At 62.4% G+C, this 25,438-nt stretch carries 3 protein-coding genes (1 of these 3 only partly in view); all 3 read right to left on the bottom strand.

The annotated features are described in order from the left end of the window. Nucleotides 1-79 precede the first annotated feature (79 nt). Nucleotides 80-877, bottom strand: a complete 798-nt coding sequence (locus OIM11_01565; protein ID HJI99835.1) for a transposase — start codon at nt 875-877, stop codon at nt 80-82. 379 nt (nt 878-1,256) lie between these two features. Then, nucleotides 1,257-1,910, bottom strand: a complete 654-nt coding sequence (locus OIM11_01560; GenBank protein HJI99834.1) for a hypothetical protein — start codon at nt 1,908-1,910, stop codon at nt 1,257-1,259. Nucleotides 1,911-2,083: 173 nt separating this feature from the next. Further along, nucleotides 2,084-25,438: the 3' portion of a BspA family leucine-rich repeat surface protein gene (locus OIM11_01555; GenBank protein ID HJI99833.1), read on the bottom strand. Its footprint extends 20,613 nt past the window's final position; only the last 23,355 of its 43,968 coding nucleotides appear in the window; its start codon lies beyond the right edge, outside the window; the stop codon is at nt 2,084-2,086.

The following is a 25,438-nucleotide window of genomic DNA, read 5'->3' as shown; positions in this document are numbered from 1 at the left end:
GAAAGGTGAATCATTCTGTTTATTCGACAGGGTACCAAATCTTCCAGAAGGCTGGACGAACAATCCCAAGCTTGGTCGCTCACGGGCTGGTTGCCGCTTCAACGGTGCAAAGGGGCGGGGGCTCCGCGCCCCACTTCCTGAATGCACGGTGCATAGTCGTTGAGGCAATTCTTAGGATCCTGGCAAGCTGCGTTTTGGTCATCCCCGCATCAAGACAGGCTGCAAGCGCAAAGGGGCACTTTTGAACTTTGAGCATATCCGCCGAAACACCAGTGAGATGATCGCACTTTCGGCGAATTATTTTTCGCGCGGCTTCATCTGACAAGCGCTTGGAGAACGGCTCGAGATGACGTATGCTTGCCTCTTGTTGGGCGAAATCGCGCCATTCGTCCGCGCTCATGAAACTACACAGAAGCTCATTGTCCACAAGTTCGTCCGATTTCCCCAGGTAGTTATAGCTACTCCACGGATAATCAGCTAAACGAACACAGAGTCGAGCTTTGACGGGGTTTCGCCAGACGTATCGGATCGCCGATAAAAGATGCGCCTCTGTCTCAATTGCCTCGCTATGAAAACGACCCTGGAATATCTGGCCAGCGCATTTATGCCGTTTGTGATAATAAGCCGAGAAACGCGCACCGACGCTCTGAAAAAGAGAAGGCGGAATAGGGCCGCTGCACTTGATAACGATGTGAAAATGCGTGGTCATCACACAATATGCGAGAACCTTGAAACTGCAGATTTGCTGGGCAAGCCGCAGGCACTCCAGGAAAAACGCATGATCGCGGCTTTCGTTGAAAACGCATGCCCTGCCAACCCCACGATTTGTGATGTGGTAATACCCGGTTGATGAGTGTTTGCGCGGTCGCCGTGGCATGTTTCACCTCCTTTCCGGTCGGTCTTGTCCACAGCGAGAACGATAGATCATGTGTATCCGAGCAAACCACCCCGAGAATCTGAACGATTTCGGACTTTAAGGAGAGCAAAACCGGAGTGATTTCCGAGAAGAATCGGTCAGGACGACGTCCTCGTCAGGGAAGGATGGAAGGATGGGGACAGACCCTCAGTTGCCGACCCTCAGTTGCCAGCAATCCACCAGTGGCGAAAGGGGGACAGACCCCTGAGGGGACAGCGGTAATGAGGGGACAGACCCCTGATGGGCCGACCAATGAGCAAGCTGTCAGTCCTTCGACTGGAAGACCATAAAAAAGAAGCCCCTGACCGGGGCTTCTAAATCGTAACCAACGATAATCCTTCTACATCTTCGGATACTGCGAATAAGAATGCCCGCGTCTGCTCTGCTCGTAGCGGCTCACAAAAAGCGCGATGATGACCACGAGAGCGACAATGAGAAACGCAATCACAAAAAGCGCATTCTTCGTGTATAAACCCGTAATCGCCGCACAGAGGATAGACATGATAATGATGACGACCGGAACAGCCATCCTCGTCTTGTCTCGTGCAATATTGGCACGCAAAATCGCGTCCTGACGGCGCGATTCGTCATCACGGCGGGCACGAATGTCACGATCGGTCCACTCCATGATCTTGCGCTGAACCTCGGGAGGATACGAATTGAAAACGTCTGGATGGGGCAAGCTCACGCATCCATCTTCGAACTCAAACGGCTCACTGGTGAGAGCATCGTCACAATCGTCGAGAGTGTCATCCTCGGCCTCGTGTCTGAAAAGGTCCGAATAGTTTCCCAGCGTTCTATCAACGCCGACCACCGGACCCTGGGCAAAGCTATTTGCGTCACTTTCGCTCGGATCATCGACATCAAAAACGAAATCGGGAAGATCATCTGGTTTAACGCGGTCATTCATGCGTTTGCTGTTGGACTTTGACGACTGATTGCCTGCTTGCTCGCGATTCTTGATGAACGCGTTGTACATTGGTTCGTTATTCATGCGTTTGGTACCTTTCGAAGGTCAATCTGTTCAGGCAATTATAGCATCGCTTGATGGCGGCACAGGCTGGGGAAGAGCACGTGGCAACCGAGGGTCTGTCCCCTAGTTGCCACCTGCAGGTTGTCAGACGCCTTGGTAACCGAGGGTCTGTCCCCTAGTTGCCAGAACGCGGTTCACTCCTCGTTCGCGGACTTGCGGCGACGGGCGAACAGTAATGCCAGCATAAGGAGCGAGAGCAGGGCAATCGCGGCTTCGAGGGCCATGCCAGATGCGACGTCATCGCCGGTCCTGGGCACGCCATATGCGGCAAGCTGCGCCTGATAACGCGCTCTCTCCTCGGCCTCTTCCTCAGCATAGTTACCGAAGACCGGCGCAAAGACCACGTCACTATCCATCATCACCGAGAAGATCGCATCGGCACCATCGATGTAGGTGGTTACCCCATCGCGTGTCACGTTCCAACCCTTGATGTAGTAATCAGGATTAAGTTCAATCAGCACGTCGTCGGGCGAAAGCGTGAAGCCAGGTTCAATGCCGTCCGAATCAATCGTGATTTTGCCGCCTGGGTACTCGCCTTCGGTGACAAAGTGGCCGAAATCGTCAACCTCGGGCTCGAATCCCTCGAGGCCGGCCACGTGACGCTCGATATCCCAGATCGCATACAGCTTGATGGCGTTGTTGCCGTTGCCGACCATCGCCGCGAGCAGGTACATCGCCGCCGTAGGATCGTCGATGGTGCCTCCCCTCACAAGACCGAGCACGCCAGTCTCGAGCAAGGCCTCCATAAGCTGGCCGGCGGTGAAGTCGGGAACGACCGCATCCGGCGAGAAGGCCCAGCCCAGCAGCTTGGCATTGCGGCGCTCGAATGCCACGTCGTCGAGGCGCGTACCAAGCGAAGCGTACTCATAACGCTGGTCGGACGCGGTACCGGTCGCGACATCATCGTTCTTATCGAAGCTGATGATGTAGGTGATGGGCGCCCACAGGGCCATAAGCCTGATGCTGGAGCCGGGCATCGTGAAGATGTAGCCCGGTGCATACTGCCTGCCGTTGCCGTCCACGAAGCCGATGAGGATATAGCCGTTGCGCAGGAGCTGATCGGCGGTCGGAAGCATGATCTGCGCGTCAGTGCCGTACTTCACCGTGATGGGGAGGCGACGCGGATCGTTGAGGTCGACGTTACCGCCAGCGGCGTAAAGCGCCTTGGTAGCAGCGGCAATCTGCTCGGCGATGAGCTCTTCGAGCGTCTTGCGCGGCGCATCGGGGTCTGTCCCCTCGTTGCCAGCTGACAATGCGGGGTCTGTCCCCTCCTTGCCACCGGGGCTAATCCAGAGGCCATTGGAGGGATCGATGGTGAGGGTCGCCTCGTCGAAGACATAGTAGAGAACCAGAACCGTCGAGCCATCGCCGGCAATCACCGCGCGCGCCTGGGTCGTAAAGGTCCGTCCCCCAATTGTCACGCTTTGGCCGTGGGGCAGGTAGCTGTAGCCAAGGACCGGGATGTTGTCGAGATGACGATAGGTCACGCTCGCATCGACGCCGTCCGCCCACGCAATCTCGCCGGTAAAGCCGACGTAGACAAGACGCTGGCTCTCGGCCCACTTCTCGTCATAGACGAGGAGGTTGCCGTCCGCATCGTGCGGCACCGTTCCATCGGCCTTGAGCGGCACGAGCGTGCCGTCACCGGTGATCACCCAGCGCTCGACGTAGTACTTCGTGTTGTTATTGGCGACGTAGTAGAAGCGCAGGTGCGTGCTGCCGTCACCAGCGAGGTTATCGGACTCGATGCCGCGGGCAAGCAGCGTGCCGAGAATATCGATGGCGGGCTGATACACATACTTGAAGACGGGCAGGCCATCGGCATCGAACAGCAGGTTGCCGTTCTCGTCCGTATCCTGAACGGCATTGCCGTCCTTGTCGCGCACGAGCACGATCGCACCCTGGTATTCCTTCACGTAGGTGTAGCCGTCGATAGCCTCGTGACCGTCCTCGAGCTTGGTCGAGTACACGTTCTCGTCGGTGATGCCCACGAGGTCCTGCCTGCTGTCCTCGATCTCGTGCGCCACGCCGTACTGGTCGACCCACCAGTGGCTGACCGTGTACTTCGTGTCGTTACGCGCACGCCAGATCGCATGCAGCGTCATGGAGCGCGTCGGGATGATGAAGGAACCGTCGGGCAGCACGAAGATGTGGTCGAGGTACTTGTAGGTCGGATTGTCGCCATCGACCTCGATCGCCCTGTTCTCGGCGCTATCCGCACGCTCGCCGTACAGGCTCATGAGGAAGGCGCGCAGCACATCGGTGTACTGGCCGGTGTTCGGATCGACACTCGCGAGATGGTCGGCGATGGGCCACGATGCGCTGCCCTTGATGACCGAGCCGTCGGGCAGGTCGGACCAGCCGACGAACTCGTAGCCGGGACGGTAGAGCTGGTCGGCGCCCGGCAGGCGGATCGTGGTCTCGGTCGCGTACGGATCGCGCGACCACTCGCCAGAGCCGTCGATCATGGTCGGCGTGGACTCGCCGGTGGAGACCCAGGTACCCGCACCGGGGTTCAGGACGAGCTTGATGCCGTCTTCGCCCTCGTCGTAGATGGCCTTGTAGTAACGGTAGAGGATGAGGCCCTCGTGGACGTTGCCCTTGATGTGCGAGGTGTAGGACACGCCGTTGATGACGATATGCTCTACGTACTCATAGCCCTCGAAGCGACTATCGTTGAGACCGTTCCTGTCGAGATTATCGGCGACCACCTCGGCATTATTCTTGCGCATGAACTCCTGGTAGATGAGGTTCTTCACCGTGCCGTCACCCGTGACGCGCACGTGGTAGACCTGATATTCGATATTGTCCTTGGAGTTGTAGTACAGCGTGAGGAGCATCTTGCCATCAGCCGTGATGACCGCGCGGGCAACCGTGTCGACGCCGCCGCCGATGGAGTCGAACGCTGGATCGCCCGGAACGAGGTAACGGTAACCGGGAATCTCGATATTGTCGCCGTTGCGGTAGCTGACGCCGGAGACGTCAAGATCGGCCCAGGCCACCTCGTCGGTGATGCCGTAGTGGACGACGTAGTTGTCGCGAATCCACTGCGGATCATCCTTGTGGTTGATCGTCGCATCGCCAATCATGTCGACGGTGCCATCCTGCTTGAACGGGAAGAAGTCACCATCGCCGTCGACACCCCAACGCGTCACGTAATACGGCGTGTTGTCGTTGGCGCGCCACACCGCGCGCAGCATGACCTTGGCGTTGGTGGGCATGATGTAGATGACCTTATCGGCATCGATGAAAGTGAACGTGAAGGTCGCCGGGTCGTAGGCGGAAATCACGGCAGTCCACTCGGCGCCGCCATTGGCGATGTAGCCGGTCTTGCCAGCAGCCAGCGTGCGGCACGAGTCCTGCGAGGCCGCGCCCTTGGCGGTATCCTTGCCGGCGGCCATGAGGCCGTTCTTGTCGATGGCCCAGCCCACGAGTGTGTAGCCCGGACGCTTCACGTCGGCGTTGGTGGGCAGCGTGAAGCTGGACTCGGTGGAGTGCTGCTTGCCGGAGTACTGCGACTCCTTGCCCGGCTCCCAGGTACCGTCGCCGACGTTGAGGTCGAGCACGCGATCCTTGAGCGGGAAGTAGTAGACGACGAGGTGCATGCTGCCGTCGCCCGCGATGCGCCACTCGCTCTTGACCGTTGCGCCGGTCACGCCGGAGCCGTCCTTCTTGGGAACGCTGTCGCTCTTGCCGTTGGCGATGGTGTAGTAGCCGGCCAGAGCACCGTAGGCGTTGGTGTTCCAGGGCTTGGGGCCAGCCGTGGCACCGGCAGTCGCGAGCTCGTCGGTGACGCCGGTGAAGCGCAGCGGGTCGACAGCGGCGAGGTCATTGCCGTTTTTGTCGATCGGCACGAGGTCGCCGTCGCCGGTGATCTTGTAGCGATCGACGTAGAAGACGGTATCGGACTTGGCGCGCCAGGTGGCGTAGAGCGTGATGCTCGCATCGGTCGGGGCGAGATAGAGGGTCTGTCCCCCTATTACCACCGCGGTGAATGCGGCGCCCTTGTCGGAGGTGCGCTTGGTGTTGGCCTTGGCCGCATCAGCCGCTGCCTGCGAGGCGAGGCCCTTGGAAGTGCCGACGTTGACGGTGGTAGCCGTGGCAGCGCCATCGACCTTCACGCTGTAGGTCGGGACATTGGACCAGCCGGCCAGATCGTAACCCGTGCGATCGGCAGCGGAGGAGAGCTCGACGGTCTGGTCGGTGTAGACCTGCATCGTCGCGGGAGCACCCGTACTCACACCACTACCGAAGTTGAAGGTGATGGTGTTGAGCAGCGGCTTGAAGTACAGCACGAGCACCGTCTTGCCGTCGCCGGTGATGATGGCGCGGGCATCGGTCACGAAGCTCGTGACGCCGTTCTTGGCGTCGATGGCGGTGCCGTCGGCGGCAAAGGCGTAGCCGGCGAAGCTGAGCGCGGAGTCATCGTTGCGGTAGGAGACACCGGCCTCGGCGGCATCGGCCCAGGCCTCCTCGTCGGTGATGCCGACGTGCTTCACGGCATGACCCGCGTCGGCGGTCGCGCTCGTCACGAGCCTGCCGTTGGCATCGCGCACGAGTTTGCCGTCGGAGGTGACCGCGTAGCGCGTGCCATCGCCGGAAACGACCCAGCGCTCGACGAGGTACTCGGTGTTGTCATTTGCACGCCAGGTGGCATACAGCGTCACGTCACCCGTCGGCATGCAATAGAGGGTCTGTCCCCCACTTACCACGGCGGTGAAGACCTTGCCGGTGATGGCGTTGCGAGTCGTGTCGGCGCTGATGCTCGTGAAGGCGTTCTGCGACTTGATGCCCTTGAGGTTCGAGATGATCGTGGCGGCATCGACGCTGGTCACGTACTGGCTGTTCGTCCAGCCCTTGAGCGTGTAGCCGCTACGCGTGACCTCCGTGGTGGGCAGCGTGTAGCTCTGGTCGGCGTAGAGCGTGACCGGCGTGGGCGTGGCGCTCAGGTTGGGGATGCTCGCGTCGCCGATGTAGTACGTGATGGTGTACTGCTTGGGCGCGAAGTAGAGCACGAGCTTGGTGGAGCCGTCGCCGGCAATCTGGAGCGTGGCGATGGTCTTGAACGTGGTCTGGCCGTTCTTCGCGGTGACGAAGTTGCCCTCGCCCGTGTAGGTGTAGCCGGTGATGCTGAGATTCTGATCGGCGTGATGATACGCGATGCTGGCGTCGAAGCCTGCCAGGGCGCTATCGGCAAAAGCGAACTCGTCGGTCGTGCCGATGTACTCGATGCGATGGGCGGCATCGGCGGTCGTGCTGCTGACGAGCATGCCGTTGGCGTCGCGCTCGAGCGTGCCGTCGGCCTTGAGGGCGTAGCGCGTGCCATCGCCGGAGACGGCCCAGCGCTCGACCGTGTACCTCGTGTCGTTATTCGCATACCAGACGGCATAGAGGGTCTGTCCCCTTGTTGGCATCTTGTAGCCCGGGGTGACGAAGACGTAGGTCTTGCCGTCGGCGGTCGTGGCGACGGCGATCCAGTTGGCGCCACCATTGGCCGTGTCGTTGCCGGTGATGGCGGCCAGCTGGCCAGCCTTCACCTGCGAGGCGAGGCCCTTGATGTGGTCACCCAGACCGGCATCGGGATTGGTGGTCGACCAGCCCACAAGCGTGTAGCCCGGGCGGCTGATGTTGGCGTTGGTCGGCAAGTCGAAGTTCGACTCGGTGAGATGCTCGGGGTTCCAGGTGAAGCCGGAGTTCCACGTGCCACCGCTCGTCTCGAGCTGCAGCTGGAGCTTCTGCGCGAAGTAGTTAAGCGTGATGCGCATGGTGCCGTCAGGCGCGATGGCCTTCGTGGCGGTGCTGGGCTTCGGCGTCGTGCCATCGTAGCCGTAACCGATGAAGTCGCCGTTATAGCGCGCGTCACCCGCCGTCGTGTTGAACGGTGCGGCCGTGTACTCTTTGTCGGTCATGCCGCGGAAGGTCTCGGTGATGGTGGTCTTGGCGGTGGTGTTGCCCTCCCAGCGCACGTGATCGACGTAGTAGACCGTATCGTCGTTGGCGCGCCAGATGGCGTAAAGGGTCTGTCCCCCACTTCCCATCGTGAAGATCTTGAGGAGGTCTTCGAAGGTGTTCTCGACGTAAGCGTAGGTGTAACCCGCAAGCGAGGTGCCCGTCTTGTCGGCCCTGATGAGCGTCGTGACGCGGATCCAGCTCGGGTCGGCGCCAGAACCGATGAGCATATCCCAGAAGTCCTGCGAGGCCTGGCCCTTGGCAGTCGCCGTGGCCGGGTTGGTCGACCAGCCCATGAGCGTGTAGCCCGGTCGGCTCGCGGCCAGGTAACCGAACATCACGTGCTGCGACTCGGTGTCGTAGCTGATGGTCTTGACGCTGCCGCTGTTGGTGCCGCTCGTGTTGATCCATGTGCCCATGTTGCCGAGGTCGAGCTTGAGGTCGAAGCTCTTCGGGAGGTACCAGATCGTGAACCTCGCCGTGCCATCGGGGCTGATGTTGCCGTACGCACTGGTCGAAACCGTCTGGGCGATGCTGCTGGTGCCGATGTAGGTCTCGCTCGCGCCGGCATTCAGGAAGCGGTAGCCCTCGGGAACGGCGATGTTGAGATAGGTGATGCCGTCCTTGTACTCGGTCTTGGCGGCGTCGAAGCGCACCTCGGTGTCGGCGTAACCCTGGTAGGTCACCGTATCGAGCTCGACCTTGTCGCCATGGCCGGTGAGCTTCCAGCGGTTGACCGTGTAGTCGATGAGCTTGGGCGTCCACACGGCGCGCAGGGTGATGTCGCCGGTCGGCGTGAGGTAGGTGAAGTTGGTGCCGTCCTTGAAGAAGAGCTTGAGGTAGGTGCCCTTGCCGGTGTTCTGACCCTCGAGCCAGGTGACGATCTGCTGGGCCGTGTAACCCATCGCGTCATTTACAGGGTCTGTCCCCTTCTTGTCGGCGATGGTCCAGCCGAGGAAGTCGTAGCCCGGGCGCGTGGGCGCGGGAACGTCGACCAGGTCGAAGCTGTCGTCGGTGTAGTGCTTCTGCGTGATGAAGTTGGTGTTCTCGGTCGCATCGAGCGTACCGCCGGTGATGGTACCGAGCGAGCCGGTCTCGAAGCGAATGGTGTTTTCGTTGGCGCGGTAGAACAGGTAGAAGACCGTCTTGCCGTCAGCGTTGATGGTCTTCACGGCGTAGGTCGTGCCCGTGGCACCCTCGATCGTGAAGCTCGCGTTGTTGAGCAGGTAGGTGTAGCCGGCAATGGTGCGCATGTAGCCGCCGATGGTGTCGAGGTCGAAGACGACATCGGACTTGCCGTTGTTGTAGGTGACGCGCCAGGCGGCGTTGGTGGTATCGGAGGCATCGGCGCTCGTGTTGGGCGTGCCGGTGATGAGGGCACCGTTGCTATCGCGACGCACGGTGCCGTCGGGATTGAGCGGCGAGAAGGTGCCGTCACCGGTGATGAGCCAGTGCTCGACGTAGTAGACGATGTCGCTGCGCGGCGTCCAGACCGCGTAGAGCGTCTTGTCGGTAACGGGCATGAGGTAGCTCGCGCCGTTGAGGTAGTAGAGCGGGCGACCGGAGGGGTCTGTCCCCAACGTGCCAAGCCAGGCGATGACGGCCTCGGCCTCGGCGCCCAGGGCGTCGGCGATGCTCTTGACCGTGACGGCCGTGGGATCATCCGCCGAGACGATGTTGCCGTCAGCATCAACACCGTAGCTGGCGATCGTCGTCCAGCCCTTGAGCACGTAGCCCGGTCGGCTCACGGTGAGCTTCTCGCCATCAGCGGCGTTGGGCAGCTTGAAGGTGTGGTCGGCACGATGGGTGACGTCGGCTGAAATTCCGGGGTCTGTCCCCCCATTGCCACCAGCGGTGATGGTGCCGTGGGAGCCCGGATCGTAGGTAAGGGTCAGGTTCTTGGCAACGTAGTAGAGCTTGAGGACGAGCGTGCCGTCAGGTGCAACGTAGATACCGCTGGCGAGCATGCCGTCCGTCCACGGGCCCTTGCCGTTGATGGCGGAGATGCTGCCCAGCGCGTACTCGTAACCCGCGATGGTCCAGGGATTGTAGGTCGTGTACGTACCCGCGACCGCATCGGCGGGGACGGACCCCATGACGTAGATGTGCGAGTCGGAGAGCACCGTGCCGTCGGTGTACTCGACGCGGATGCCGGTCGGGCTGCTCACGAGCACGCCATCGGCGCCGCGCACGAGGTTGCCACTCGCGTCGATCGCGTAGAGCGTGCCGTCGCCGGAAATGGCCCAGTGCTCGACCGTGTACTTCACGACGAGCGGCTTGTAGTAGATGTAGACCCTGGTCACACCCTTGTTGGTGCCGTCGAAGGCGCCGCCCCACTCGATGAGCACGTTGGCGGCCGTCGTGACCGTCTTGGTCGTGCCGTCGGCGGCAGTGTAGGTGTAGGACTGCAGGTCGGCGATGGCCTCGTAACCAACGTAGCTGTTGGCCGTGATCTGGGCGGTCAGGCCCGTCGTGCCGCGAACGATCTCGCCCACACCCTCGGCGACCTTGGTGGAGCCGATGTAGTACTCGAGCGTGCCGTCGCCGCGCACCTTCACGTGATAGACGACGTAGGCAGTCTCGAGGCCCTGCCACAGCGGCCTGAGAACGACCTCGCCGATGGGCATGGTGTACGTGATCGTCGGACCGAGCTCGTCAAAGCGCATCGCATGCTCGAAATCGTTGCCGACCATCCAGCCCACGAGCGTGTAGCCCTCACGCGTCAGCTCGTTGGGCTTGGGAAGCGTGATCGTGGCATCAGCGCCAAAGTGGCGATACCAGGTGTCGGTCTTGCTGGCGAGCGTGCCCTCCTGCGTCTGAGCGTTGTTGAAGAGGGTGTCGGACCAGGTGCCCTGCGAGGGCTCGAGCGCGAGCGTGAAGTTGCCCGGCGTGTAGAAGAGCTTGAGCACGAGGCTACCATTGCCGGCGATGACGCCGGTGGTAATGGTGCCGGCGTAGGTGCCATCGTAGGTATAGGCGAAAATCGTAGAGCCGTCGAGCGCGGTGGTCGGGTACACGTTATCGACGTTGTCGATGGTGTAGTACCAGCCGTTCTTGAAGTACTGGCCCGTGTGGCCGTCCATGTCGCTCTCGGATGCGGTGACATTGACGTTGGCATCGGTGAGGCCCTTGTACGGGATGCGCGCGGCAGCCTCGGCCGCGGCGATCTGCTCCGGCGTCAGGTTGCTGCCGTTGATGATGACGAGCTGATCGCCGACCTTGACGTCGTTACCACTTACATCGACGAGGATGATGTTGCCATCACCGTCGACACGGTAGCGATTCACGCCGTAGTCGGCCTCGACGGCCCTGAAGATGAACACGAGCTTGGTGGTGCCGTCCGCATTGACAATGGCGTGCGCAATCGTGTTGGCGGGCATACCGCTGAAGCTCAGGGCTTCCTCGGTGGAAACAACCCAGCGATAGCCGGCAAGGCCGAACTCGGTGGTGAGCGAGCCGTCGTAGGTCTCGCCGCTCGTGCCGCTCTGGGCCGGACGCTGTGCGAGCGTATCGGTGTCCTCGTCGGCCACGCCGTTGTTGTAGGTCTTGGTGCCGACGAGCTCCATGGTGCCGTCGCCCTTGACCTTGTAGATGTCGGCCGTGTACTCAGTGGTGCCCGTGGGAGTCCAGACAGCGTACAGCGTCATCGACAGAACGCCGATCTTGAAGGACGCGCCCTGGCCGTAGAAGGTCTTGCCCATGTGGTTGGCGATGTCGGCATTGAGGGTCTGTCCCCAATGCGCCGCAAAATCAGGGTCTGTCCCCAACGTGCCAAGCCAGGCGGCGAGGCGCTGGGCCTCGTAGCCCTTGGCGTCGCTGATGGCCTTGGCACCGGGGGCGTCGGCACCCACGAGTGCGAAGCTGGCGGCATCGGTACCCGTGTAGTGGCTTGCCACGGTCCAACCGACGAGCGTGTAGCCGTCGCGCTCCACGATCGAGCCCTCGTTGGCGTCGATCGGCAGCGTGAACGTGGATTCGGAGCTGTGGTTCTTCTGGAAGGTGACCGTCGTTGCCTCGCTACCGGTGTTGTAGACGAGGTTGAGCGTATCGGCCACGTAGAAGAGCTTGAGGAGCAGGCTGCCGTCAGCAAGGATGGTGCCCTGGGCGATGGTCTTGTAGGTCACGCCGTTGATAACCTGCTCGAAGGTCTCGTCGTAGGTGTAGCCGATGAAGTTGGGATTCTCGGCAGCCGAGAGGTTGAGGTGCGCGTAGGTGAAGCCGGCCGATGCGCTGATGCCAGCGGGACGGTCGACGGAAAGCGTCGAGGAGGTCTTGCCCCAACCCTTCACCTTGTTGGTGGCGGTGCCGGTGCTCGTGCCGTCAATCCAGACGGGGACACTGCTTCCGGCGATGAACTCGGCGTAATCCTTGCCGGCAGCGGCCTCGAAGCCGTTGAAGGGCAGGACCTTGCCATCACCGGTGTAGCGATAGAATTCAACGGTGTAGAGCACGTCGATGGGGATGTAGAACTGGATGATCTTCGTCGAGCCGTCACCGGCGATAACGGCGGTCGGGATGGCCGCATTGGGCCAATCTCCCGCACCCGAGATCGTCGAGGGGACGAAGGAGTTGTCGAGCGTGTAACCCAGCGGGTCGGAAGAGGCGGGCGTGACGGAGGTGTCGGTCGTGCCCGTCAGGGTCTTCACGTCAACCTTGGTGAGCAGCTTGCCATCGGCGCTGGCAATCCAGCGCTCGACCGTGTACGTGGTGTTGGTGTTGGCCGTGTAGTAGAGCTTGAGCACGAGGCTGCCGTTGCCGGCGATGATGCCCTGAGCGATGGTCACGTAGGCCTGGCCGGGGTATGCGGTCTGGCCATTCGCCACGAAGGTGTAGCCGGGATAGGTCTGCGCGATGCCCGTGACCGTCTCGCCGGTGATGCCGGTGAGGTTCTCGGTGAGCTCGATCTTCTCGGTGATGGTCGTGCCGTCGTTCACGAGCTTGATGTGCTCGACCGTGTAGGCCGTGTTGGTGTTGGCCTGCCACACGGCGATGAGCACGGCGCCGTTGGGCGGCAGCACGAAGGAGGTGCCGCAGGCGAAGTACTGCCTACCGCCATTGGGGTCGGTTCCGCCGGCACTGGGATTGGCGGCGAGGGCCGCATTGAGGCTCTCGAGCCAGGCGACGATGTCGCGCGAGCGCTGACCCGTCGCATCGGCAATGTTGTAGCGGCTGCCAGCGGTGATCTGACCGTTCACGATGTCATAGGTCGTGATGGTCGTCCAACCGGCGAGCGTGTAGCCGTCGCGCGTCGCGGAGTTGCGACTCGGCACGGTGAGCGTCTTCTCGGTGAGGATGGTGCTGTCGACACCCTGCGTCTTGTCGGCATTCCAGGTGGCGTTGTAGAAGCCTTCGCTGTCGTTCCACGTACCGGCACCGGTGTTGAGCGTGATGTTCTGGGCCGTGGGCTCGTAGTAGAGCTTCAGGACGAGAGTGCCGTCGGCAAGGACGGTGCCGGTGAGGATCTCGGAAAGGGTCTGTCCCCCAATTGCCGCGCTGAAGCCGGGCTTGTAGGCGTAGCCGGTGAAGCTGGCGTTGTAGCGCGGGTCACCCGTCGTCGTGTTGTACGAGATGGCGGTGTACGGATCATCGGTGATGCCGTGGAGGGTCTCGGTGATGACCTCCTTGAGGGTGTTGTCACCAGTGACACGATAATGCTCGACGGTGTAGACGCTATCGCTGCGTGCCTTCCAGACCGCGTAGAGCGTGACGTTGACGGCGCCGATGGTGTAGTTGCAATCGCCGCTCGCGAGGATGAGCGTGATGTCACTGCCGTTATAGCTGAAGAGCAGGTTGCCGTTGGCGTCAACATGGGTCGGGTCGGCACCGGCCAGGGCGGCCAGCAGCGCATCGGCGAGCGTGATCGAGGCGGTGCCCTTCGTGTCCTTGCCATCGGGGATGGAAGCCCAGCCCACGAAGTCGTAGCCCGGACGCTCGACAAGCGTGGAGAGCTTGACCGTGCGGTCGGCCTTGTACCTATCGGCGTCATGTTCCTGGCCAGACCAGGCACCAGAGCTACCAAGCTGAAGCTTGAGCGTGACGTCCTGCGCCTCGTAGAAGATCTTGAGGATCGTGGATCCGTCGGCAGCGATATCGGTCTTGTAGAGGGACTTCTGGCCCTTGAGGCTAAAGTCATCCTTGCGCAGGTAACGATCAAAGCCAACAGCAAGGTCAGCCGCGCTTACCTCAACGAGGCCATCAACCAGGCCGTTTTCTACTCTCTCATCGGCAACCACAAATGTTTCATTGCCCGTAAACTTAATCCACTGGATCTTATACTCGACTTCCTGGGCCTCGTAGAAGATCTTGAGAATCGTGGAGCCATCTGCCGCGATATTAGCGATAGCAATTTGGTTATGACCATGAGCGGCAAGCTCAGCAGCTGTGGCAAGAAGATAGTTCTGGTAGCGGTTCACGTCGTCGGCCGGGACACCGTCGATGATGCCCGTGGAGACCAGGCCCGCCTTGGCAAGCGTGTCGGTCATGCCCACATACTCGACGGTGCTGTCGAGAACCACGGTGCCGTCGCCACGATGCTTGTAGTACTCGACCGTGTACTTGGTGTCATTGCGGGGCAGCCATACCGGGTAGAGCGTGGTGGCACCGCGCGGCATCGTGAAGGTCGTGGTGAAGAACTTGCCGCCCAGCGACGCAAGCCACGTCTGCAGGTCGATGGCCGTCTGGCCACCGGCAACGCCGATGCGGCTATCGCCGTCGCTGCCCTCGGCAAAGGAACCGGCATCGGTGCCCGTGTAGAAGCCAACCGTGGTCCAACCGGCCAGGGTGTAGCCGGGACGGCGCAGGTTGGTGCCCGTGGGAAGCGTCACGGTCTCGTTGGGCATGTACATGGCAGACGGATCGACATCGTTGTACCAGCTGCCCACGGTGCTGCCATCGGCACCCGTACCGGGGTCGAAGGTGAGCTGCGAGCGAACCGCGTAGTAGTAGAGCGTGAGCACGAGGCTGTTGTCGGCGGCAATGGAACCCTGGGCCACGGTCGTGACCTTGGTCTCGGCGGCATCGCCCAGGCGCGTCATGTTGCCATGGGGCAGGAACTCGAAACCGGGGATGGCGACGTTGTCATGGGCATTGGTGTTGGGGCTGGACGCGACCTCCTCGGGAGTGGCGGCAGCATTGGCCATGGCATCGGCCTTGCCGTTGGTGTGGACGATGAAGTGCGGCGTGGCAAAGGCCGGCAGGTGGTAGGTGACCCCATCAAGCTCGGAGCTGCTGCTATAGCTGGGATCGATATTACCCGCAACGTCCAGCGGTACAACTGCACCATTGGGCTGGATGGACCAGTAGCGGTACTGCGTCGTATGAACGAGAACATCCTCGAAAACATTCTCGTACATGATGTCGCCATTCTCATCCCTAACAGGATTGCCCTGCTCGTCCCTGATAGGCTGCTGAAGATAATTGCCATCCTCGTCAAGCTTGGGCTGGCTCACGACCGTCGTAATAATAAACTCGTTGCCATCCGGGTCGAGCCACGCAACCGGGTTGCCATCGGCATCGCGCTGGACGAGCCTGCCGTCCTCGGTGGGCTCAAGTGCGATGGCGAAGTTGAGGTTACCGTTCTCGTCAACGGCGACGAGCTTGCCGTCACCAGTGGCAGCCCAGCGGACGACGCGGTACTCGGTGCTGTTGGTAGGCTCGTAGTAGAGCTTGAGATGCAGCGCGCCGGTGGTGTCTCCCGCCCTGTTGCCGGACCAGCCCGTGACGACACCGGAAGTGTCGCTCGTGTAGGGAGTGCCGCCGACCTCGATCGAGGCGACGTAACGATAGCCCGTCGGGACGTTGTGTTCCCTCTGGTCATCGGTCACCGTGACGGTTTCGCCGGTGGTGGCCGTGAAGATCGTGGAATCGTAGAACTCGATGATGCCGTCACCGCGCACCTTGTAGTAGTCGATGAAGTAATCGGCATCGCCCGGCGTCCACATGGCATAGAGCGTCTGGGCTGCGTTGCCGGTGACGAAGCTGGCGCCAGGAGCGTACGTGGTGCCAAGACCGTCGGCCTGAGTGTTCCATCCGCCGAAGACGTAACCAAAGCGGTAGAGCGTGGTCGCATCAGGCAGCGTCACCGTCGTGCCGGTGCGCGGCGCGGGCTTAGGCGACTGGTCGGCAATGACCCAACCGGCGTTGCCCTTGGCCTCGTCGCCGGCGGCGTTGACGTCGTAGATAAGGTCGTTTTGCTGCGCATCGAAGACGAGCGTGAGCTTGAGTGCGCCGCCCGCACCGATGATGCCGGTCGGTGTCGAGGTATACGTCTTGCCGTCGATGACGACACTGAAGGTGGCGTTATAGGCATAACCGGTGATGGCGTCGGCCGCGATCTTGGCAAGGCAGTTGTTGTAGTAGACGAGCGCCGTGTCGGTGCCAGCCTGGTCGACATAGATACGCGTGTTGGCGTAACCCTTGAACAGCAGCACGTTGGTGGCAGCGCCATCCGGATCGGCCGGCAGAGACTCGTCGTAGACGGCTACGCCGGTGACGCTCGTCGCGTTGGCCTTGAAGGCGTTGATGGGCTCGATGAGGCCGGTGCCCGTGTAGCGCAGGAACTCGACCGTGTACTCGGTGTCGGCGGTGACGTCGAAATAGAGCATGATGGTGGCAAGGCCGTCGGGTGTGACGAGGGCCGACTCGATGCTGGCGGGAGCCGTGCTACCCGGGGCGCGGTAGAACTGACCGGTGATGACCTTGTCGGCATCGGTGGCCTCGGCCATGGTATGCGTGGGCGCAAGACGGTTCTCCGAGTCGATGAGGGTGACCGAACCATCGCGAGCCACGCTGTAGCGGTTGACGAAGTAGTTGGTGAGCGTCGGCGTCCAGACGGCGTAGAGGTTCACGTCGCGGGCCGGCATCTTGAAGAGGTCGCCTGCGGCGTAGTAGTTGCCGGCAGCCAGCGTGCCGAGCCAGGTGATGACATCGAGGGCCTCCTGGCCACGGGCGTTCACGATCTCCTTGACGTCGAGGCCCTCAGCACCTGCCGTGACGATGGTGCCGTCGGCACGCACGGAGTACGTCTCGACGGTGGTCCAGCCAAGCAGCTCGTAGCCGGTGCGCGTGACGACGGCGAGCGTCTCGTTCTTGGGCAGGTTGAGCTCGTAGCCAAACTGCGTGGCCGGCGAGGAGTCGCCCGCGCCAACCCACTTGCCCGCATCCGGGTCGGTGGGATCGCCGGTGACGTAGGTGAGCTCGTAGGTGTTGGGCTCGAAGTAGATGACGAGCTCGAGGGTCTGGTTGCCGATCATGCCGGAGGCGATGGTCAGGTAGGTCTGGCCGTTGACGGTGAAGCTCACGCCATCGCCCAGGTAGCTATAACCGGCAGGCGGGTTGGAAGCGTAGGCATGGTAGATGTAGCCGGCGGTGGCACTGGCACCCGTGGCATCGACGATGACGTTGGAGCCGACGGCACCGGCATGCTTGTAGCCCTCGAGCAGCGCGTCGCCGGCGGCGAGCTCGTTGCCCGCGGCATCGACCTGGATGGCGTTGCCCATGCCATCGACCTTGTAGATCTTCACGACGTAGTCGCCGGACACGGGGACGAAGACGTGGACGAGGACCATCTTGCCGTCACCGCTGATGATGTCGGTAAGACGCTCGTTGATCACGTAGTTGGGATCGCCATCCCACAGGCCGGTGATGTAGTGGGTGGTGGGAACCTGATAGCCCTCGGGAGCAACCGGGACGGTCGTGACGGACTCGCCGGTAGTACCCGTGCCCGTGAGGTTGGGCAGCTTGGTGATGGTGCCATCGGCATTGAGCTGGTAGCGCTCGATGGTGTAAGGCGTGTCCGTGTTGGCAACCCAGACGGCATAGAGCGTGATGTCATCGGTACCGATGCCGATGGTGGCGCCAGGAGCATGGACGACCGCGCCACCGTTTTCCGTGGCCCAACCCATAAACGTGTAGCCGGGGTTGCGCAGGTGGTTGGTGGTGGGCAGCGTGGTCTCGGTCTCGCTGCGCAGCAGCGTCGAACCAAACGCCGAGTAACCCGGTGCCCAGTTGCCCGCGCCGGCTCCCGTATCGGGAACGAGCGTGAGCGTATGGTAGTCGGCCTCGTAGTAGAGGTTGAGGACGAGCGTGCCGTTGCCAAGCACCACGCCGGTATCGACGCTGGGATACATCTCGCGATGGGCGCTCGGCAGGATGTACGTGTAGCCGGGGATGGAAGGCGCCACGGCCGTGACCCTCACGCCCGTGAAGTCATAGAAGGTTTGGCTCGGTGCCGCGGGAGCCCTGTATGCCAAGGGATCGCTCTGGCCGAGGGCGGAACCCGGAATCTTCCAGTAGTTGACGACGTACTGAACCTGGATGGCCTGGAAGACGTGGACGAGAACCAGCTTGCCGTCACCAGTAACGATGCCGGAGAGCTTGGTGGTGAACGTTACCGGCAGGCCAGCCATGGTGCCGGAAGCGCCGGTACCATCGGGGACGAGCTGGTAGCCGACGGGCACGTTGGGCGTCGTGCTGACCAGATCATCGGTGTAGCCGGTGTAGTTCTCGCTGGTGAGCTGGGTGAACACGCCGTTGCCGTCAAGCTGGTAGCGATAGACGACGTAGGGGGTGTCGGAGTTGGCGGTGTAGTAGAGCTTGAGGACGAGTGCCGGATTGACCATGACGACACCAGTGGAAACCTCGCCGCTATGACCCGGTGCGTAGGTGTAGCCAGCCCACAGCGCATTGGTGGTCGTGTCGATGGGCACGGCGTTGACGATGGTGCCCGCGTAGTCCGAATCGGTGTCGGTCTTGACGAGGGTCACGTTCCCGTAGCGATCGACCTTGTAATGCTGGATCGTGTAGTCGATGGGCAGCGCGACGAAGATGGCCTTGTAGGTGGTCGCGACAAAGACGCCATCGGCGCTGCGCGGCGGGACGAGGTGCGCGGGTGCCTTGTTGGTCGCATCGTACATGACGATGTTGCCATCGGCGTCTTCCCAGTGATCAAAGGCGTAGCCGGGGTTGGCAGTGGCAAGCGAACCTGCCGGGGTGCCCGTGGCAGGCCTCGTGTTCTCGGTGGAGATGGAGACGGTGCCACCCGTGCCCGCCACGTAGTTGATGGTAATCTCGGGAAGCTCGATGAAGATCGCCGTGAAGGCGTAGACGGTCTTCTCGACCCAGCCCCCATCGGGCACGGACGGGATGAAGAGCGAGGAATCGCCAATCTTGGTCTGGTTGTCGGGGTCATCGCCGATCTGCCAGTGGCTGAACTGGTATCCAGGCGCCGCGACGGGGGTGGAGCCCACGGGGCTGGGAATCGGGCTCACGGTGATATCGATCTGCTCGCTGCCAAGCGTGACGGAACCGCCGGTACCCGCGTTGTAGATGATGGTCGGGTTGGTGAGCGCGTTGTTGGTGTAGAAGAGCTTGAGCGCGAGGCTGCCATCGGCGGCGATGGTGCCCGTGAGCGTGGAGGCCGAGGCGCTGAAGCTATGGCCATCGTAATGTGTGATGAATCCGGTAAGGCCGCCAGGCAGCGTGATGACGCCATCGGCGGGAACGCCGGAGATGGCACCGCCATCGCTCGTGTCACCGGTGATCGTGAGCACGAGGTCGGTGGAGCCAGTCGCATTGATGGTAGCGCTCGCATCCTTGCTGAAGACGCCGTTGGCATCCTGCAGCCAGTACTCGATGACAAACGGCGTGTCGGTCCTGGGGATGACGCGCACGGTGTAGGTAGCGGCGGCGTACATGCCGTCGGCACCGCGGCTCGGCGTGAAGCTGTCACCGCTTGCCACCTTGTTGCCAGCCGCGTCGTACCAGCCCTCGATCACGTAGCCAGCGGAAACGTGGGCGACGTTGGTCTTGGGGTTGCCGGAAACGGGCGGTACGGCCTCGGTCGCGAAATCGACCCAGACGACGTTGCTGTTGGAGACGGTGTAGTCGATGGTGACGCTCTCGAGCTCGGCAAAGACCGCATAGTAGGTATGGGCCTCGTAGCGACCACTTACAAGATCACGACCGACGAGCAGCGAGGCATTGGTGGAAACCTCGTTGCCATTCTCGTCCACCCAGCGCACGAAGCGATAGCCATCAAAGGCGTTGGCGGTAAGGGTGAACGGGCCAGCGTAGAGCATGTTGGAGAGGTTGGCCGGATCGAGCGCGTCGCCGGTAACGGCGGAAAGCGACTGGGTACCCTTGATGTTGACGAGCTTGTCGTAGGCAGGATCGGCAAAGGACGGCACGTAGGTGCCACGCGGATCATGAACCGTCTGCTCGACCCACACGATGCCGTTGCCAGCGCCGGAAGGACCGGTGATGTGGCCAAAGTAATTGGTGCCATCGGTCTTGACCTCGTAGGAGACCTCGACGTAGTCCTGCTTCCAGTGCGCGAACAGGGTCGTCGGAGCCGTGGGCATCTTGATGGTGGCACCCGGCGTGTAGAGGATCGAACCACCGGCCGACAGCGACCAGCCGTCGAGAATCCAACCGATGAGCTCGATGTCAGTCGTGCCGGGCAGGACGACATCGGTCTTGGCAATCTGCGTGATGGTACCGGACGTGCCGTTGGTGAAGGCGCCGCCATTGGGATTGAGCGTGAGCGTCTGGTCCTTGCCAACCCACAGGGCGGTGAAGGTCACGCCGCCGGCGGTGACGAGCACCTCGCTGGGAATGACGTAATCGGGATAGACCTTGCCGTCGCTTCCGCGCCAGCCGTTGAACAGCCAGTTGGAGTCGTCGTCGGCGCCGGGCTGCTTGCCCAGGCCGGGAACATCGACGAGCAGGCCGTCATTGCCGGTGGCAAAGGTGGGCACCGAGCTTCCGATCCTGATGTCATCGAAGAAGGCGCCCGTATCGCCCGTGGTGGTCGCGGCCGTCCAGTTGCCATGGTCGCCGGGCAGGTAGCTCACGAAGGAGAGCTGCTCGAAGACGGCGTACGCGGTGACGCTACCCGCCACGATGAGCTTGGGCAGGCCAAAGTTGGCGTCGCCATCATCCACGGTGACGCTGCCGCTGACCGTGGTGCCATCATCCTTGACGGCAGTCCAATCCCAGCCAGCCAGGCGATAGCCCTTGTTGACGACGAGCCCGATGGCCGAGGCGACGCCCTGGCCGTAGGTCTCGGTCGCGGTGTAGACCACGTGGGTCATGGTGCCGGAGGTAATCGTCTTGGCGACGAAGTCCTTGTCGCCGGTCGTGCCAGCAGAGAGCGTGCCGGGGGCGCCATCGCGCAGATCGACGGTGACCGTGTAGGTCTTGGGTGCCCACTGGGCAAAGAGCTGGAGAGTCGGCTTGGGATCGGTGGTGACCCAGGAAGCGCCGTTGATATCGGCGATACCGGTAACCGCACCATCGGCATAGGAGATGCCCGAACCATCGGCCTTGGTGTTCCATCCGGTAAAGGTGTAGCCGTTCACCACGTACGCATTGTCGGTAAGGGCAATCTGCGAGTTGAACAGGAAACCTTGCTTGGGAGGCATGGTGCCCGTGGCCGGATCGTTGGGATCGGGCTCGTTGGCGTTGAAGGTGACGTAGTAGTCCGCCTCGGCCCACAGGGCCACGACGTTGATGTCGTAGACCTTGGGATCGTCAGGATCGCGGCCGGGCAGCTCGACGGTCAGGTCGGCGACCTTGGAGAGGTCGACCTGGAGGACGTCGCGCGTCTGGAGAATGACGCCGCTTGCCCCACGCTCGAACCACTGGATGCGCCAGCCGGCAAAGTACCAGCTCGTGCCATCATCATCCACGGCGCCTTCGGGCAGGGCACCGATGCTATTGGCATAGGCGGGGAACTTGCCCAGAGGCGCGACGTGGGTGAAGATCGTCTCGTTCTCGACCGCCGGGTCGGGGAAGGCACCGTCTGCCGCATGGTCACCGGGCAGGTAGTTGACGATGATGGCTTCCTTCCAGCGGGCAAGGAAGGTGGTGGGGCCGAGAATCTGGAAGGTGGCCGGAGCGTTGACGTCAAGCCCGGTCTGGGTGATGGTCTCGTTGTTGCCAGTCACGTAGGTGACATCCCAACCGACCAGGTACCAGCCCCTACCAGGAGTCGTGATGACCTTATCGTATTCGGCATACTTGCCGTACCAAACCGCCTGGCTGTCCTCGCCGTCAACGACACCCCTCGTGCCGTTCTCGCTCGCGAAGACGACGTTGACGCGCTCTTCCTCCCACTGGGCGTAGAAGTGGACGACGGCGCCCTCGAGGGTAGCGAGGTTGGAGATGTAGCCCTGGGAGCTCGTCTGGGTGAAGAGGTTGGTGCCCTCGACGGTCCAACCGATCCAGTGGTTACCGGCGCGGGTGAAGCGATTGGCCAGCGAGACCTGCTCGCCGTACTTCACGGTCACGGTCTGCGGAGTGGAGTCGTCGCCCGTGTAGTAGGCATCCCACACGTTGCCGTGGAACGAGACGGTGTAGGTGATGGGCGTCCAGTGCGCGTAGAGGACGAAGTCACGCGGATCCTCGTCGCCGCAGAGCTGCTCGAGGGTGACCTCGGTGCCAAAGGCGTACTGGACCGCCGCGTCGTCGCGATGCGCAGCATCACACCAGCCATCGAAGACGTAGCCAAGGCGCCACATCTCGACGGTGTCGGCTGCGGTGGCCAGCATGAAGGGCTCGTCGACCTTGTGCAGCGCCCCGTTGGGCGGCGAGGTGATCGTACCGCGCACGTCGTTGTTGCGGTCGTAGGTGATGGTGTAGCCCACGACGCGCCACTGCGCGTAGAGCCTGACGACGGCGTCCTGGACGGTGGCGAGGTTGACGACCGTGGCACCATCGGCATAGGCCGTGCCCGTACCATCGGCTGCGGTGTTCCATCCGTCAAAGACGTAGGCTTCCCTCGTGAACTTCACGCCGACGATGGCAAGCGCCGCGGGAACCTCGTAGGAAGCGGTCATGTCCTGCATGCCCGGCGAGGAGGGGTCAGCACCGTTGCCCTCGAAGGCGATGGTGTAGGTGATGGGCGCGAAGCGCGCATACCAGGTGGTACCCGTGAACCAGACGTCATCGGCGTCCTTGATGGGCGCGAAGGCGGCATCGCGGCCATGGGGCGCGAGATTGCCGCGAGCGTCATACCAGCCCTCGAAGACGTAGCCGGGAGCAGCCGTCGCGGTCGAGCCCATGGGCTTGCCGTCACCAGCGTTGACGACCTCGAAGTCACGGCTGACCGAGCCGCTGCCGGTGCCCACCGCATAGTGGAGCTCGGCACGCTCGGGAGTGAACCAGGCGTAGAGTGTCACGCGCGTGATGGTGTCGTCGGCGCCAAGAAGCTTGGCGATGGCCGCAAAGGCAAGGCCTCGACCAAGCTGATCCTCGCGCCAGTTCTCCTCGTCGATGGTGGCATCCGTATGCCAACCGAGGAAGACGTAGCCGACGCGGGTGGCCGGCGCCGGGACGACATCAGTGGAATCCCAGGTCACGTCCGTGCGCGTGCGGATGTAGGTGCCGTCGCCGGTCTCGTAGGCAACGGTGTAGAGACGCGCGGTCCAGCGTGCGTGGAGCGTCATGTTGACATCCGGAGCCGTGATGGTGGCTCCCGGAGCGTAGAGCACGGTGCCGCCCGGAGTGAGCGCCCAGCCGTCAAAGCGCCAGCCGTCGCGCGTGACGTCTGCCAGGCCCGGCAGGGTGATGTGCTCGACATCCTCCAGCGGCGAGGTGTTCTTGGTGACCGTGTAGCTGGTGACCGGCGTCTCGCTCGTCCACAGACCACCCTCGAGCTGAAGGTCGACCGTGGCGCTGCGCTTCCAGTGTGCGGTGAACGAGAACGGACCGGTGATGGTCACGGGACGTCCGCTCTCGTAGCTCACGACCATGTCGGAAACGATCCTGTACCTGTTGCCATCGGGACCAATCCAGTAAGCGAACTCCCAGGTGACGCCATCGGCGGCCGTCTCGCCCAGCGGACTGCCGTCGGCGGCGAAGAGCGACGGGATCTTGTTGCCACCGACAGCGGCGGTGAAGCCAAAGTGCGGTGCCTGATCGCCGTGGTTAAGGCCCTCGTAGAGGGTGCCCTCGGCCCCGTAATCCCAGGAGCCGTGCTCGCCAGGCAGGTAGGAGACGGCGATGATACTCGCCCACTGAGCCGTGAAGACCGTAGTACCACGAATGGGAATCTGCGCGGGGTCGGGAGTCTCACCGGTGATGAAGGTAGTGTCGTCGAAGGTCATGGTGTAGGTCCACACGCGTAGCTGCCAGCCACCGGCCGTGTTGGGCTTGGTGTGCACGAGCTTCATGTCGACGGTGCCGCCCGTGGCAACCTGGCGCGGCGTGTAGGTAACGGTGCCGCGGTTGGGCTCGGAGGAGACGAAGCTCACCGCATAGACGCGCGGCGCCCAGGTGGCGTAGAGCACGAAGTCGCTGCCGGCCTGTGAAGAGAGGTTCACGATGGTGGCCATGTCGGCGTACTTGTTGCCCGAGGCGTCACGCCAGCCGTCAAAGACGTAGCCGTTGAGGGCGAAGGCGTTCTTGGGCAGCGCGCGCGGCACGTCGTAGGTGAATACGGAGGCGGGCATGGTGCCCATGGCGTCGGAGGCACCGGGGGCAAAGCTCACCGTGTAGGTGATGGCCGTCCAATGCGCGTAGAGCGTGGTGTCGCCCGTGGGCATCGTGAAGGTCGCCGACGGGTTCCAGTGCACCACACCCCCTGCGGTCTCGGCCCAACCGTCGAGCACGTAGCCGGGACGCACAAAGGCGTTAGCGGCGGCAAGGTGCTGGGTGGAGCCGGCATAGAGGCTGTAGATGATGGTGTTGCCGTCATAGTCATAAGTGCCGTCGGCAACGGCGGCATTGGCCGTTCCGCCATTGGCCGAGAGCGTGAGCTTGAAGGCGTGGACGGTCCAGTAGGCATAGAGGATGACCGTGCCACCCTCGGCACCGGCGAGGTTCTTGACCGTGGCACCATCGGCGATGAGCTGACCGGAGCCATCGGCACCGGTGGTCCAACCGGCAAAGTCATAACCGACGCGCGTGATGCCACCCTGCTCCGCGGTGGGCAGCGTGCGGGAGGTATCGTAGGTGAAGACCATGTCGTCGAGCGAGCCCGTACCACCGTTGACGTCGAAGACGACGGTGAAGTCCTGGGCGGTGAACACCGCGTAGTACTTGGTGGGAGTCTCCCAGATGGCGTAGATGCCCTTGGTGGGATCATAGATGCCCTTGGTGGGAACGAAGGTCGCGTCCCAGCTGACCGTATTGCCCCACTCGTCAATCCAGCGCACGAAGGTGTAGCCGGTAAGCACGTAGGCCGACGATCCGACGGGGGTGCCGCTCACGGCCGGCAAGTGCTCCTCGCGCACGCTCACGTAACCGCCCTTTGTCGGCGTGCGCTCGCCCGTCGTAGCATCGACGGTGACGGCCGTGTAGGTGATCGAACCGGGCACTTCCTCCCAGCGAGCGTAGATGGTGCCGACGCTGCCGGCAGCCGAAGAGCTCACGAGCGAGGCGAAGATGGTGTTCTCGTCAATTTCGGTATCGGCCTCGGAGGTGCCGTTGTACCAGCCACGGAAGCGATAGCCCGGCTTGGTCGGGTCGGCAATGCCGTCAAGCAGATTGGTGTCGGTGAAGTGCACGCCAGTGAGCGCCGCGATAGCCGAGCCGCCCTG

The sequence above is a fragment of the Coriobacteriaceae bacterium genome (assembly GCA_025992705.1).
Lineage (GTDB): Bacteria > Actinomycetota > Coriobacteriia > Coriobacteriales > QAMH01 > QAMH01.
This window is presented reverse-complemented; position numbering and strand designations above follow the sequence as displayed.